Source organism: Streptomyces sp. NPDC104096, from assembly GCF_055584385.1.
On sequence record NZ_JBVJMD010000001.1, the window covers coordinates 83,493 to 98,259 of the forward strand.

Consider the following 14,767-nt stretch of genomic DNA (forward strand, 5'->3'; position numbering starts at 1 on the left):
CGGTCGCGGGTGCAGACTGTGCGGCCGGTCCTGCGGACGGCCGCGGTCGCTGGACTCGTCGTGGCGCTGGGAATGGCATTTCCGGCGTACGCGGACGACACTCGTGGTGGCAGCGGCGGCACCGGCACCACCGACAACACCAGCACGGACTCCGGCGCCGACTCCGGTGGCGGCACCATCGGCGCGCACATCCAGATCAAGCAGAGCAAGCCCGGTTCGGGTGGTGGCAGCACCACGGCCACCTCCTCCAACGCCAACTGGAAGCCCCCGGTGTGCTGGTACGAGCCGATGTACACCTCGGACGAGTACGAGGAGTTCATCAAATCCGCGTACAACGGCGCCCAAGAGCCTGCGGCGAGCTATGCCAAGAAGCGGGACGGGGAGAAGTACCACAAGGGCGACGACGGCCTGTGGTGGCAGGTGAAGTTCCGCAACGACGACTACACCACCGCGTGTCCGGTCACGACCGACAACTGGGAGATCTGGGTCCCGCCGGCCGACCCGGCCCCGGACCCCAACAAGCTGACGCCGGAGATCCTCTCCCAGCTGGCCTACAACTCGACCAAGCTGCCGAAGCCGCCCGTGGTGCTCAGCCCGGCTGCGGACCGGCTCGTGGTGAACCTCGGTACGCGGGTGAAGTTCGAGGGCGACTTCGACCGGGTCTGGACGACCGCCAGCATCGACTACAAGGGCGTCGCGATGGCGGCGACCACGGTCGCCACCCCCGTGGCGCTCAAGGTGGATGCCGGCACCGCCGACGCCGACCCGCAGACCTGCTCGTACGACCTGGTCAAGGGCAAGGGCGGGTACACGGTCGACAGCGCGGACGCCGGTTGCAACGTCACGTACCGCCGTTCCTCCGGTGACGGCACCTACCCGTTCAAGGCGTCGATCACCTGGAAGGTCACCTGGACCGACTCGGCCGACCCGGACGGTCCGGCGAGGCAGCCGGGGCTGCCCGACGGGCTGTCGACGGTCGAGCAGGACGTGACCGTGCACGAGATCCAGGCCGTCAACCGGTAGGGGACGCGGACAGCACGTGGCCTCTTCGCCTTCGGCGAGGAGGCCCGTCCGTGTGACGGCCGCGTTCGAGTCGCCGGCCCGAGGTCGATCGGAGTCGAGCCGAGCCCTTGGTGGTCCTCGCCGTCCCTGACCGCGACGGGGCGATGCGTCGCCCCGCGGGATGGGCCGGCCCTGTGCGGAAACGGCAGGGCGGCGGGCCCCGGCCGGTCCGGCATGTGACAGGGGTTCACTCGGGGAGGTGAGTTGGTGTGCGGGCGGTCGGCCGGGTCGGGGGGCGTGGGTGAATCGTGCGGGCCCTATGACCAGGTGGTGACAAATGAGGTCCAGTCTTGTGAGATCGGCAATATGACGGAGCGGCAACGGATTCGCAGCCGCACACCGGACCGGAGTTGACGGAGATGCGTACTCAACTGGGCTGCTGTGGGCGGGCGTTGCAGTTCGACAAGGGCGGTCCGGGCGCGTTTTGAGGGTCCCGGCTCGCCTTGAGGGGCTTATGTGCGGCTGATACCGTGCGAGCGCCTGACACTCGGCCTCGCTTCGTCCGACTGCCCGACCGGGGAACCGTGTTCGGTGCGTCCCGCACACGGGATGACGGGGAAAGTGTCCGGATTTGCAATGAATGCAAAGAAATTGGCAGACGATTTCTTGGTTGTACGGGGAGCGGTGGCGTGAAGATCCAGGAGCGTACGGGGGCGGGCGCGGGTCGTCCCGCGACACCGACTCAGACGTCGGTCGGTGACCGGCTTCCCACGCCGCCGCGCGAGCGCAAGCCCGCGCTGGCCGCGCTGGCGGTGCTGCTGATCCTGGTCGGGGCGCTCGGGGCGACCATGCTCGTGCTCCAGGCCGGAAACCGCATCGAGGTCGTGAAGATCACGGCGGAGATCCCGGCGGGCGGTTCGGTGTCGAAGTCCAACACGACGTCCGTCCTGGTCGCCGAGGACGCGGGCATCCACTATGTGCCGTGGTCCCAGCTGGACCAGCTGACGAAGCTGAAGGCCGTCAGCACCATCCCCAAGGGTGTGGTGGCCGTCGGGGAGATGTTCGGCGACGGAAGCAAGCTCGAAGCCGGCAAGGCGACCGTCGGTCTCTCCCTCAAGGAGGGCCAGTACCCGTCGAACCTGGAGTCCGGGGACGTCGTGGCGGCGTACCGGGTCGGCTCCCGCAGCAGCTCGGGTTCGGGTGCGAGCGGTTCGGCCGCGGGCGACAACTCGCTGCTGGTCGACAAGGCGCGGGTCAGCTATGTGCAGCCGGCCAAGGGCGACGACGTGATCAGCAGCACCAACCTGCCGGTCACGCTGGTCGTCGACAGCGACAAGGCCGCCGCGCTGGCCCAGGCCGCGTCCAACGGCGAAGTGGCCATCGTTCTCGTCCCCAGTAGCTGAAGGCGGCTTCGGACCCATGGCTCTCATCGCTCTGGCCGCTGACAAGGGTTCTCCCGGCGTCACCACCGCGGCCGTCGCCCTCGCGGCGGTCTGGCCGCGGCGTTCCCTGCTGGTCGAGGCCGACCCGGCGGGCGGCGACCTCGTGTACCGCAGTGCCGCCGCGCACGGCGGGCAGCTCAACCCGAACATAGGCATGCTGTCGATCGCCGCGACCGCCCGCCGTGGTCTCGTACCGGATCAACTCTGGGACCATGTGCAGCCGTTGAGCGGCGGTCTGGAGGTCGTGGTCGGGCTCGGGATCGCCGAGCAGGCCGCCGGTCTCGCGGGGCTGTGGCCGACGCTCGGACAGGCCTTCGCCACGCTCGCCGACTCCCCGAACGCGCCCGCCGACGTGATCGCCGACTGCGGCCGGATCAGCGGTGACACCCCGGCGGTGGAGCTGTTCCCGCACGCGGCGCTGGTGCTGCTGATCTCCCGTACCGAGCCCGAGGCCATCGCCCGGGTGCGGGACCGGGCCGCCGCCCTGTCGGCGAAGCTGCACGGCGGTCCGCGCGGTGCCGCGAGCCTGGGCAACCCGGTGATCGGGGTCGTCCTGGTCGCCGACCCGTCCGACGCGGGCAAGCTGGTCAACCAGGTCAACGACATGCTCGTGCACGCCCAGACCGGCGCCCGGGTGGTCGGCACGATCGCCGACGACACGGCGGGCGCCGAGCAGCTCGCGGGCCGCAGGCGCGGCCGGCTGGACAAGTCGCTGCTGATCCGTTCGGCCCGCAAGGTCGCCGCCGACCTCTACCAGCAGTACGGCGCCGCCTGGTCCGTACCGCAGCAGGGCCAGGTCACCGGCCATGCGGGAGCCGGCCGATGACCGCTGTCGACCACCAGCTGGTCAAGCGGTTCCGGCAGGACGCCGGTGACCGTATCGCCGAGCAGCGCCGCCTCGACCAGGTCTCCGGCGTCACGCCGATGTCCAGCGAGGACGAGCGTCACTACGCACGCGCCGTCATAGCCCAGATCCTGGAGGACCACGCCCGCACCGAGATCAACGCGGGCCGTACGCCGCTGGACGCGGAGACCGAGGAGCAGTACGCGGCCGCCGTGCACGCCGCGCTGTTCGGGGTCGGCCGGCTCCAGCCGCTGCTGGACGACGCCGAGGTCGAGAACATCGACATCAACGGCTGCGACCAGGTGTTCGTCGGGTACGCGGACGGGCGCGAGGTCAAGGGCGATCCGGTCGCCGAGACCGACGAGGAGCTCATCGAGCTCATCCAGGTGCTGGGCGCCTACTCGGGTCTGTCGTCACGGCCGTTCGACTCCGCGAACCCGCAGCTCGACCTGCGGCTGCCGGACGGTTCGCGACTGTCGGCCGTGATGGACGTGGCCCGCCGCCCCGCCCTGTCCATCCGTCGTGCGCGTATGGGCAAGGTGTTCATCTCCGACCTGGTCGGCAACGGCACCATCGCCCCGGAGCTCGGGCACTTCCTGGCCTGTGCCGTGCGCGCCCGCAAGAACATCATGATCGCGGGGGCCACGAACGCGGGCAAGACGACGCTGCTGCGCGCCCTCGCCAACGAGATCCCGCCGCAGGAGCGGCTCATCACCGTCGAGCGCGCGCTGGAGCTCGGCCTCGACACGTTCCCCGAACTGCACCCCAACGTGGTGGCGTTCGAGGAGCGGCTGCCCAACTCCGAGGGCCAGGGCGCCATCGCGATGGCCGAGCTGGTGCGCCGGTCGCTGCGTATGAACCCCTCCCGCGTCATCGTCGGCGAGGTGCTCGGCGACGAGATCGTGACGATGCTCAACGCGATGTCGCAGGGCAACGACGGTTCGCTGTCCACGATCCACGCCAACAGCTCGCACGAGGTCTTCAACCGCATCTCGACCTACGCCCTCCAGGCGTCCGAGCGACTGCCCATCGAGGCCAGCCAGATGCTGATCGCGGGCGCGGTGAACTTCGTCGTCTTCATCCAGCGGCGCAACAACTACCAGAGCGGCGGCCGCCTCCAGCGCGTGGTGACCTCCGTGCGCGAGGTCAACGGCGTCGACGGCCGTGTGCTGTCCAGCGAGGTGTTCGCCGAGGCGCCGGACGGCCGGGTCGTCCCGCACGCCCCCATAGCCTGCCTGGAGGAACTGATCGCCTACGGCTACCAGCCCCACGGAAGCTGGGGGTGAGCGCGATGACGTCCTACACGGCGCTCGGCTCGCCCGGTTCCCTGGGCGGACTGTTCTCCACCACCGTCATGTACGCGATCGGCTCCGGCGTCGCGGTCGGCGGCGGACTCGCGCTGCTCGTCGTCGCGATCCGCGGGCTGCCCGCCAAGCCCGCGCACGAGAAGCAGAAGGCCAGCGAGCGGGCGAGCGAGTTGCTCCGGTTCGCCGGACAGCGCGGTTCGCTCGCGGCCGTGATCGGTCTGGTCGTGCTGCTGCTGACCCGCTGGGCGGTGGCCGGTATCGCGGCGGGCGTGCTCGTCTTCTTCTGGGACCGCCTGTTCGGCGGTGCCGGCGAGGAGCGGACCGCGATGCGCCGGGTGGAGGCCCTCGCCTCCTGGACGGAGTCGCTGCGCGACACCATCGCCGGCGCGGTCGGCCTGGAGCAGGCCATCCCGGCCTCGGCCCGCGCGGCCGCCCCGGTGCTGCGCCCCCATCTGGACGCCCTGGTGGACCGGTTGCGCGCGCGCACCCCGCTGCCCGACGCGCTCCAGATCCTCGCCGACGAGATCGACGACGCCTCCGCGGACATCATCGTCGCGGCGCTGATCCTCAACGCGCGGCTGCGCGGACCGGGTCTGCGCCAGGTGCTGGGCGCGCTGGCGAAATCGGCGCGCGAGGAGGTCGACATGCGTCAGCGCGTGATGGCCCAGCGTGCCTCGACCCGCCGTTCGGTGCAGATCGTCGTGGCGGTCTCGGTCGCCTTCGTGCTGGGCCTGGCCGTCTTCAACCGCGACTTCGTGGAGCCGTACGGCACCGCGGTCGGCCAGTTGGTCCTCGCCGTGGTCTGCGGCCTGTTCGCGCTGGGCTTCTGGTGGCTGCGCAAGCTGTCCACCATCGAGACGCCCGAGCGGTTCCTGGTGCGCGACGAGTCCGCGGTGCAGTTCGTACGACCCCGGATGCCGGCCCCGCAGACGGGTCAGGGCGGGCCGGGCCAGCCGCTGCCGGGACAGGTCCCGCCGGGCCAGTCCCCGCCGCTTCGTCCGGAGGAAGGGATACGCCGGTGAACCTGACGATGCCGATCACGGTCGGCGCGGTCCTGGGCCTGGGCGTCTACGCCCTCATCCGTGCCCTGATGCCGTCCAAGCGCAGCGCCGTCGCGCAGGTCGCGCGGATCGACGCGCTGCGGGCGCGCGGCACGGCGTACGAGTCGTCCCGCCAGACCCAGGAGAGCGGCCGCCTCGGCTCGCTGCGTGCCCAGGTCGGCGCCCGTGTCTCCGACTTCTACCTCCAGCAGGGCTGGGAGCAGCGGTCGCTGCGCGCGGACCTCGCCGTACTGGACCGCAGCTGGGAGAGCTTCCTGGCGACCAAGGTGCTGCTGTCGGCGGCGGGGCTGTTCTTCGGGCCCTTCCTGTTCGCCATCGTGTGGCAGCTCGGCTTCAGCTCCAGCCCCGTCATCCCGGTCTGGCTGGCCCTGCTGTGCGGGGCGCTGTTCTTCTTCCTGCCGGACCTCGAGGTGCGCCGGGACGCCACCGAGAAGCGCCGCGACCTGCGCCGGGTGATCGGCGCCTACCTCGACCTGGTGTCGATGAGCCTGGCCGGCGGCCGGGGTCTGCCCGAGGCGCTGATGGCGGCGGCGGAGGTCTCCGACGGCTGGGCGACGCAGCGCATCCGCAACGCCCTCGCCGACGCCCGGATCACCGGTATCAGCCAGTGGCAGGCGCTCGGCCAGCTGGGCGAGGAGATCGGCGTGGAGGAGCTCAAGGACCTCTCCGCCTCCCTCGCCCTGGTCGCCGACGACGGTGCGAAGGTGCGCGAGTCGCTCGCCTCGCGCGCCGAGACCATGCGGCACCGCGAGCTCGCCGAGATCGAGGGCAGCGCGGGCGAGAAGTCGCAGTCGATGCTGGTCGCCCAACTGCTGCTGTGCGCCGGGTTCCTGGTGTTCCTGATCTTCCCCGCGGCGATGCGGGTGTTCCAGGTGTGACACAGAGCTGACACCGATTCCAGAACTGCCGCGCTTAGGCTCAACTGGCCACACTCGCAGTGAAATCGCATTCGAGAGGACAACTCATCATGAACGGACGGAACTTCAGCACGGGGATGCCGGCCGTGGACTTCCTGGTCGCCTTCCTCCAGGCCCGCGTCGAGCGTGCCCGCTCCGGCGAACTGGACCGCGGCGCCTCCGCGGTCGAGTGGGTCATCATCTCCGCGGTCGTGGTGGCGATCGTCGGTGTGGTCGCGGCGATCATCAACGCCGCGCTCAGCGACGGCGCCAACAAGGTCGGCGACTGCATCAAGGGCGCGAACGCCAGCGGCACCTGCTGACCGGACGTACGGGGTCCGGAGTTCGCAATGCGGGGATACGGGGTGACGGGGTTGCTCGTGGGCGTAGGCAGAGGGATACGCCGCAGGGTGGCGATGACGCGTGAGGCGGCATCCACCCGCGGCGACTCCGGCATGACGGCGATCGAGTTCGTGCTGCTCACTCCCGTCCTCTTCTTCATGATCTTCGCGACGGTGCAGTTCGCGCTGTACTTCTTCGCCGACCACGTGGCCCAGGCCGCCGCCCAGGCCGGGGCCCGCAAGGCCCGCGCCACCGCCGACGAGCACCCCGGCGAGTGGCGGGGCGAGGCACGGGGCGTGGTCGACACCTACATCAGGCAGCTCGGCCCGCAGCTCGTGCTCGCGCCCGACGTGTCGCTGCTCCAGCCGGAGCAGAACACCGTGGGGGTGGAGATCACGGCCCGGGTGCCGACGGTGTTCCCGGGGCTGGACCTGACGGTGCACGCGCAGTCGTCGGGGCCGGTGGAGCGGTTCGTGCGGGACGGGGGGAACTAGATGGACTCCACGGTTCCCCGGCCGGGCAGGCGCCGTACACGGGACATGCGGGATGTCCGGGGGGCATGGGTCGCGCGGGTCACGCGGAACGTGCGGGCCGACGACCGCGGTCTGTCCACCGTCGAGGTCGTGATCCTGGCCCCGGTGATGATCCTGTTCATCCTGGTGCTGGTGGCTTTCGGGCAGCTGGTCGACGGCCGGGGCGCGCTCGACGGCGCGGCCCGCGACGCGGCCCGCGCGGGGTCGATCCAGAAGGACCACGGGACGGCCATCGCCGAGGCGCGCAGGGCGGCCGAGGCCGACCTGACGGACGTGTGCTCCGGACCGGTGTCGGTGACCCAGACCAGCGCGGGCTTCGAGCCCGACACCATCTTCACGGTCCGGGTGAGCTGCGAGGTGCGCGGCCTGGCGATGCTGGGCCTGGACGTGCCGACCACGCTGACGGCGAGCTTCAGCTCACCCCTGGACCCGTTCCGGAGGACGGCGTGAGAGAACTCGTGCGCGCGGGCCGCGGCTGGTGGGCCGCCCGGCGCCCGCAGTTGGACGACCGCGGCTCCGGAGCCGGCGCGGTCATCATCTTCGCGCTGGTCTTCCTGTCCCTGTCGGCGTTCGTCATCGACGGCGGCCTGTCCATCTCCAAGCGGGAGCGGGCCGCCGACATCGCGGAACAGGCGGCCCGGTTCGCAGCCCAGGACATAGACCGCGGGTCCCTCTACGAGAACGAGAACGGGCCCGCGCCGATCAACTTCCAGAACTGCGACACGCGGGTCAAGACCTTCGCCCGCGAGATGGACATGAACGGCGCGGACATCGCCGCCAGCCACTGTGTCGCGGCCGACGCCCAACGGGTGCAGGTCGAGATCCAGTTGACGTACTCGCCGGTCTTCACCGGAATGTTCTACGGCGGGAACGTGGTCGTCCACGGCCAGGCGGTGGCGGAGAACGAGGTCGGCTGAGCCGGCCCCGCCGAGCAGCACGAGCAGAGGAACGGAATCCCCCATGCGGTACGAAGAGAAGATCCCCAGGACGTGGCTGACCGTCACCACGGTCCTCTACGTCGTCGGCATCGCCTGGATGGCCGTGGGCAGCCTGCCCGACGACCTCGGGCTGTGGCTCGCGATGTCGGCGATGTTCCTCGTGCTGATCTGGGTGCCCTTCAACGCGGTCCCGCTGTCGAAGTACGTCTACAACCGCATCCGGATCGACGACGAGACCCTGCGGGTGGGCCGGGAGCGGATCGCGCTCACCGACCTCGACCCCGCGTCCGTGCGGGAGGCCGCCGGGCAGGCGCGGCCGGGCGTGGTCCAGCGCCTCGCGACCTCCGCGGGCGCCGTCGACGCCCCGGTCCCGGGTCTGCGCGCCGCCGACCTCGGCAACCCCCGTCTGGTGGGCGGCGGCTGGTCCGTGCCGATGGGCATGGACAGTGCGGTGCTCGTGACGCGTGGCGGTGAGGCGCTGATGGTGCCGACCCGGGACCGTGCGGCCTTCCTCACCGCGCTCGGCGCGGCGCTCGGTGCCGACTAGGGCGCTGTCGCTGCCCTTACCCGGTGTCAGCGGCAGTCCATAAGATTCGACGTAGTCCACCCCCGTCTCCACACCACCCAGGACACCCGCCATGGCGCGACGCAGCACTCCAAGCTCCACGGGCAGCCCGACCGGCCCGCGGAACCGCACTCCGCAGCCCGTGCGGCTGCGGCGGCGCACGTTCGGGGACTTCGTGAAGGCGTTCTTCGCCTTCGTCGCCCTGCTCGCGCTGGTCGTCGGTGTGCCCGGGGCGCTGGCCGTGGAGGTCGGGTGGCCGCTGCCCAGCGAGGCGCCGAGCCTGGACTGGCTGCAGCAGGAGATAACCGTCACGACGTTCCTGCACATCCTGACCGTCGTGGTCTGGCTGGCCTGGGCGCAGTTCACCGCGTGCGTGCTCGTCGAGGTGAAGGCGGCGGTGTCGGGCGTGGGCGTGCCGGGGCGGGTGCCCGGGTCCGGGCCCAGCCAGCTGCTCGCCCGCCAGCTCGTCGCCGCGCTGCTGCTCGTCGGGGCCACGGCCGCCAGCTTCACCCCGGGGCTCTCGCAGCTCGGGCACGGCATGGAGGGCAACCAGAAGGGGACCGTGGCCGCCGCGCAGGCGACGCCCGGACTGTTCGCGCAGCAGCAGGAGCAGGCCGCGTCCACCGCCGCCGCCCTGGCCGAACAGGCGTCCCACGCGCAGGCCGACGCCGACAGCGGTACGGCCAGGGCGGGCGCCACGAAGTTCTACCGGATCCAGCCGCCCGAGGGGCGCCACCACGACTCCCTGTGGGAGGTCGCCCAGCGGCACCTCGGCGACGGCCGCCGGTACAAGGAGATCTACCAGCTCAACAAGGACCGTGTGCAGCCGGACGGTTCGCGGCTGTCCGAGGCCAGTCTCATCAGGCCCGGCTGGATCATGGAGATGCCGGGGGACGCGCGGGGCGGTGACCTCGTGGAGATGCCGGACGCCGGTGCCGCGGTCTCGCCCGAGGTCCAGCAGCAGATCCACGACTACGCGAAGTCCGGCGACCAGGCGGCGGGCGGGGACCACGCGAAGTCCGGGGACCACGCGAAGTCCGGGGACCAGGCCCAGGGTGGGGACCAGGCCCAGGGCGGCGGGCACCGGCAGGGGGCCGGCGCCTCCGAGGCGTCGCTGCCCGCACAGCGGCCCGCGGGCGACGGTGCGCAGCAGCACGGGCGGACGGCCTCCGCCGACTCCGGCGACCAGGCGTTCGGACTGCCCGAGGCACTGCTCGGCGCGCCGCTGCTCGCCGCCGGTCTGCTCGGCGCGCTCGGCCGCCGGCGCCGACAGGCGCTGTGGCAGTCGGCCATCGGTGCCGTCGGCGGCCGTCGCGGCATGGAGCCGCCGACCCCGACCGGCGACGCCCTCGACGTCCAGGACGCGCTGCTGGTCGGCGCCGACCCCGAGGGCGTACGGCTCCTCGACCGCTCGCTGCGCGGCCTGTCCGCCGCCCTCGCCGACGAGTCGCGCGCCCTGCCCACCGTGTACGCGGCCTGGCTCAGCAACGGCGACCTGCACCTCCAGCTCGCCCAGCCCGCGGGCAAGCCGCCCGCGCCGTGGCAGCTCGGGCAGGACCAGACCTTCTGGGTGCTGACCCGCGCCGAAGCCGCGCGGTACGACGACCTCGACACCGCCGCCCCGTACCCCGGCCTGGTCAGCCTCGGCACCATGGACGACTCGCGGCTGCTGCTCAACCTGGAGGCCGTGCCCGGCATCGTCTCCCTCAGCGGCCGCGAGGCCGACCGGGCCGCCGTGTTCGCCTCCGTCGCCGCCGAACTCGCCACCAACGGCTGGTCGGACCGGATGACCATCACGCTCGTCGGGTTCGGCGAGGACCTCACCCCGCTCGCGCCCAACCGGCTGCGTCACCTCGACGGCATCGAGGCGCTCGTCGAGGCCATGGAGGCGGAGACCCGGCAGCGCCGGGGCGCGCTCGGCGCCGCCGGGCACGACTCCGTCCTCACCGGGCGCACCGGCCCCGCCCAGCACACCCGTTGGGCCCCGCACCTGGTGCTGCTCGCCGCCCAGCCCTCCGCCGAGGACGCCGTCAAGCTGGCCGAACTCGCCGCTGACGCCAGCCGGCTGGGCATCGGCTATCTCGTCGGCACCGAGACCGGCCGGCTGCCCGGCGCGGCCTGGGAGATGGAGATCAGCGGCGACGGCACCCTGCGCGCCCCGCTGCTCGGCCTCGAACTGGCCGCCCAGATGCTGCCGGTGGCCCAACAGCAGGCCGTCGTCGAGCTGTTCGTACAGGCGGACCCCGAGCACGGCCCGGACGGGCCGACGACGACCCCGCCGTTCCTGGTCGACATCAGCGAGCAGGGCCGTCCGGCCGTGTACGCGCGGCTCGTGGGCTCGTACGAGATCATCGGTCTGGACGCCCCCGAGGACGAGCGCAGCGCGCTGCTGCACGAGGCGCTGGCCCTGTTGCTGCTGCACCGCGAGGGCGTGCACCCGCGGGTGCTGTCCTCCGCGCTGTGGCCGCGCGGGGTCACCGACGACGTGCGCGACGCGCTGATCGAACGGCTGCGGGCCTGGCTCGGCACCGACCCGGACGGCTCGCCCCGGCTCACCGCCGACGCGACCGGACGGCTCACCCTCGCCCGGTCCGTCGTCTCCGACCTGGACGTGCTGCGCTCCCTCTACCACGAGGCCACCCAGGGCAAGGGCGTCGACAGCCGGGTCGTGCGCGGCCGGCTGCTCACCGACGCGCTGGTGCTGGTGCGCGGGCCGCTGCTCGCCGACCGGGCCGAGGGCCGCTACCGCTGGCTCACCCACGAGATCGTCGACGCCCAGCTGCCGCTGCTCGTCGCCGACATCGGGCTCGCGCTGTCCGAGTTCCACCTGGAGAAGGGCCGCGCGGAGAAGGCCATCGAGGCGCTGAACGCGGCCGTGCGGACCGCCTCGGACGACGAGCGGCTCTGGCACGAGCTGCTGCGCGCCACGCACGCCACCGAGGACACGGACCGGCTCACCGTGCTCGCCGCCGACCTCGTCGGGCGCAGCGGCGCGCGCGGTCTGCCGCCGCGCACCGAGGCGCTGCTCGACGAGCTGCTGCCGACCTGGCGCGACGGCGTCGCCGCGGCGGGATGAGCAGCACCGCGCTGGTCCTCGTCGCCGCCCTGTGGGGTGCGGCGACGGGGGCGCTGCTGCCCCGGGCCGCCCATCGCTTCTCCGTGCCGTCGGGCGAACCGTGGCGCCGGGAGTGTCCGGGCGGGCATCCGCTGCGCGGCTGGACCGGACCGGCGCGGTGCGCGCGCTGCCCGCGCGCCGAGGCACGGTACGGCCCCGGTGCGGCCCTCCTCGCCCTTTCCGCCGCCGCGGTCTGCGCCGCTCTCGCCGCCGCCACCGGCACCCGGCCCGAACTCGCCGTCTGGCTGCTGCTGGCACCGGTCGGCGTGCTGCTGGCGGTGGTCGACTTCCGGGTGCAGCGGCTGCCCGACGTCCTGACCCTCCCGCTGGCCGCCGCCGCCCTCGCCCTGCTGGGCGCGGCCGCCCTGGCGCCCGAGCACGCGGGCACCTGGCTCACCGCGCTGTACGGCGCCCTCGCCCTGGGCGGCGGGTACTTCGTGCTGTTCCTCGTCAACCCGGGCGGCATGGGATTCGGCGATGTGAAGCTGGCGCTCGGCGTCGGGGCGGTCCTCGGCTGGTACGGCTGGCCGACGGTGCTGCTCGGCACCTTCGCCGGGTTCCTCTTCGGGGCCGTGTACGGGGGTGTCCTCGTCGTCGCGCGGGGCGCCGGGCGCAAGACGTCCATCGCGTTCGGGCCCTTCCTGATCGCGGGCGCGTTCGCCGGGCTGCTGATCGGCGCGTACTCGGCCTGAGGGCGGGGGCGGCCGCGTGCTGCCCCCGCGTCCGCCGTCCGGTGCGGGTGGGTGCGACCGTGTAGCGGGCGGGTGCGGCCGGGGCGGGAAAAGGCCTGGCGTAGGCTGGTTCGGTCCGTCCACAACCCGTGACGAAGGGGATGCTCCGGTGACCGAGAAGGCCGAGCCCACGTCTTTTGATGTCACAGCCGTGCTCGACCGCGCGGCGGCGGGCGGACGCATCACGCCCGAGGAGGCGCTAGTCCTCTACCGTGACGCCCCGCTGCACGCGCTGGGCGCCGCCGCCGACGCCGTACGCCGCCGCCGGTACGCCGGCACCGAGCACATCGCGACGTACATCATCGAGCGCAACATCAACTACACGAACGTGTGCGTCACGGCGTGCCGGTTCTGCGCCTTCTACGCGGCCCCCAAGGACACCGACAAGGGTTGGACCCGCGACCTCGACGACATCCTGCGCCGCTGCGCGGAGACCGTCGAACTGGGCGGCACCCAGATCATGTTCCAGGGCGGCCACCACCCGGACTACGGCGTCGAGTACTACGAGAAGCACTTCTCCGCCATCAAGAAGGAGTTCCCGCAGCTCGTCATCCACAGCCTGGGGGCGAGCGAGGTCGAGCACATGGCCCGGATCTCGAAGGTGTCGGTCGAGGAGGCCATCACCCGGATCCACCAGGCCGGACTCGACTCCTTCGCCGGCGCCGGCGCCGAGCTGCTCCCGGAGCGGCCGCGCAAGGCCATCGCCCCGCTGAAGGAGAGCGGCGAGCGCTGGCTGGAGATCATGGAGACCGCGCACGGGCTCGGCGTCGAGTCCACGTCCACGATGCTCATGGGCACCGGCGAGACCAACGCCGAGCGCATCGAGCACCTGCGGATGATCCGTGACGTCCAGGACCGTACGGGCGGCTTCCGGGCCTTCATCCCGTACACCTACCAGCCCGAGAACAACCACCTGAAGGGCCGCACCCAGGCCACGCTCTTCGAGTACCTGCGGATGATCGCCATCGCGCGGCTGTTCATGGACAACGTCGCCCACATCCAGGGCTCGTGGCTGACCACCGGCAAGGAGGTCGGCCAACTGTCCCTGCACTACGGCGCGGACGACCTCGGCTCGATCATGCTGGAGGAGAACGTCGTCTCCTCCGCCGGCGCCAAGCACCGCTCCAACCGCATGGAGATCATCGACCTGATCCGCAAGGCGGGCCGGGTCCCGGCCCAGCGGACCACGACGTACGAGCACGTCGTCGTGCACGACGACCCGGCGAACGACCCCGTGGACGAGCGCGTCATGTCGCACATCTCCTCCACGGCGATCGAGGGCGGCACGGCACATCCCGAGCTGAAGCTGCTGGCCTCCAACTGACCAGCGCGTGCTGACGATCCACGCCGCCGACCTGCTGATCCCGGACGGCCGGCGGCCCGCCCTGCCGGACGGCGCGGTGCTCGTCGACGGCCGGGAGCTGGCGGCCGTCGGCCCGTACGGGGAACTGGCGGCCGGGCACCCGACGGCCCGCGTCCGCCGCTGGCCGGGACTGCTCACGCCGGGACTGCTGAATCCGTACGGGCCCGAACTGCTGGAGCGGGCCTACCATCCCGACCCGCGCGAGGCCGACGAACTGGGCACCGAACCGCTCACCGGCGAGGCGCTGGCCGCGCTCGCGCCCACCGACACCCGCTGGGGTGCGAGCGCCCGGCGCGGTGTGCAGCGGATGCTGGCGCACGGAACCGTCGCGGTGGCGGGGGAGTTGGCGCGGCCCGCCGTGCTGGACGCGGTGCGCCGGGCGGGGCTGCTCACCGTGGAGCGTCCGGCGCCGCCCGCCGGGGCGCCGTCCCTGGACCCGCTGGCCTCCGCCGGGAGCCTCGCGGAGGCCGGTGTGGGGCCGCTGCTGCCGACCGGTGTCGCGACCTTCGCCGTCTTCGACGTCCCGGACGAGGTCACGCTGCTGGGGCGCGGGGCCGCGACCTGCGTGGCGACCGTCGTCGCGGGACGGCTGGTGCACCGGCGCCGGTGATCCTGATGGTGCCGACGC

The 14,767-nt window shown here is 72.3% G+C and carries 15 protein-coding genes; all 15 read left to right on the top strand.

Going from position 1 to position 14,767, the window contains the following annotated elements:
- The first annotated feature begins 9 nt into the window (after positions 1-9).
- Entirely contained in the window at positions 10-1,023 is a 1,014-nt protein-coding gene (locus ACZ60B_RS00425; RefSeq protein WP_469382958.1) for a hypothetical protein, read from the top strand.
- A gap of 668 nt (positions 1,024-1,691) precedes the next feature.
- Positions 1,692-2,405 (top strand): hypothetical protein, encoded by a 714-nt coding sequence (locus ACZ60B_RS00430; protein WP_469382960.1) that lies wholly within the window; start codon positions 1,692-1,694, stop codon positions 2,403-2,405.
- Between the two features lie 16 nt (positions 2,406-2,421).
- Positions 2,422-3,270 (top strand): hypothetical protein, encoded by an 849-nt coding sequence (locus ACZ60B_RS00435; protein WP_469382962.1) that lies wholly within the window; start codon positions 2,422-2,424, stop codon positions 3,268-3,270.
- The gene (locus ACZ60B_RS00440; RefSeq protein ID WP_469382963.1) at positions 3,267-4,574 is read left to right on the top strand and encodes a CpaF family protein; all 1,308 of its coding nucleotides are present in this window, start codon (positions 3,267-3,269) and stop codon (positions 4,572-4,574) included. The genes ACZ60B_RS00435 and ACZ60B_RS00440 overlap by 4 nt, the downstream gene beginning before the upstream one ends.
- A 5-nt stretch (positions 4,575-4,579) precedes the next feature.
- Complete coding sequence (locus ACZ60B_RS00445) at positions 4,580-5,617, top strand: type II secretion system F family protein (RefSeq protein WP_469383532.1); 1,038 nt, start codon at positions 4,580-4,582, stop codon at positions 5,615-5,617.
- On the top strand, positions 5,614-6,534 hold the full coding sequence (locus ACZ60B_RS00450; protein WP_469382965.1) for a type II secretion system F family protein: 921 nt from the start codon (positions 5,614-5,616) through the stop codon (positions 6,532-6,534). The genes ACZ60B_RS00445 and ACZ60B_RS00450 overlap by 4 nt, the downstream gene beginning before the upstream one ends.
- A gap of 89 nt (positions 6,535-6,623) precedes the next feature.
- The gene (locus tag ACZ60B_RS00455; protein WP_469382967.1) at positions 6,624-6,875 is read left to right on the top strand and encodes a hypothetical protein; all 252 of its coding nucleotides are present in this window, start codon (positions 6,624-6,626) and stop codon (positions 6,873-6,875) included.
- A 93-nt stretch (positions 6,876-6,968) separates the two neighbouring features.
- Entirely contained in the window at positions 6,969-7,388 is a 420-nt protein-coding gene (locus tag ACZ60B_RS00460) for a TadE family protein (RefSeq protein WP_450664253.1), read from the top strand.
- A gap of 45 nt (positions 7,389-7,433) precedes the next feature.
- Positions 7,434-7,877: a TadE/TadG family type IV pilus assembly protein gene (locus ACZ60B_RS00465; protein ID WP_469382969.1), complete on the top strand. Its 444-nt coding sequence runs from the start codon at positions 7,434-7,436 to the stop codon at positions 7,875-7,877.
- Entirely contained in the window at positions 7,874-8,344 is a 471-nt protein-coding gene (locus ACZ60B_RS00470) for a pilus assembly protein TadG-related protein (protein ID WP_469382971.1), read from the top strand. Before ACZ60B_RS00465 ends, ACZ60B_RS00470 begins: the two co-directional genes overlap by 4 nt.
- Positions 8,345-8,387: 43 nt before the next feature.
- Entirely contained in the window at positions 8,388-8,912 is a 525-nt protein-coding gene (locus ACZ60B_RS00475; protein ID WP_469382973.1) for a hypothetical protein, read from the top strand.
- Positions 8,913-9,003: 91 nt separating this feature from the next.
- A complete protein-coding gene (locus ACZ60B_RS00480; protein WP_469382975.1) occupies positions 9,004-12,006 on the top strand; it encodes a BTAD domain-containing putative transcriptional regulator in 3,003 nt (1,000 codons plus the stop codon).
- On the top strand, positions 12,003-12,737 hold the full coding sequence (locus ACZ60B_RS00485) for a prepilin peptidase (protein ID WP_469382977.1): 735 nt from the start codon (positions 12,003-12,005) through the stop codon (positions 12,735-12,737). The genes ACZ60B_RS00480 and ACZ60B_RS00485 overlap by 4 nt, the downstream gene beginning before the upstream one ends.
- Positions 12,738-12,885: 148 nt before the next feature.
- Positions 12,886-14,100, top strand: a complete 1,215-nt coding sequence (gene mqnC, locus ACZ60B_RS00490; protein ID WP_469382979.1) for a cyclic dehypoxanthinyl futalosine synthase — start codon at positions 12,886-12,888, stop codon at positions 14,098-14,100.
- Between the two features lie 7 nt (positions 14,101-14,107).
- Positions 14,108-14,749, top strand: coding sequence for an amidohydrolase family protein (locus tag ACZ60B_RS00495; protein WP_469382981.1), 642 nt, complete (start codon positions 14,108-14,110; stop codon positions 14,747-14,749).
- The last annotated feature ends 18 nt before the right edge of the window (positions 14,750-14,767 follow it).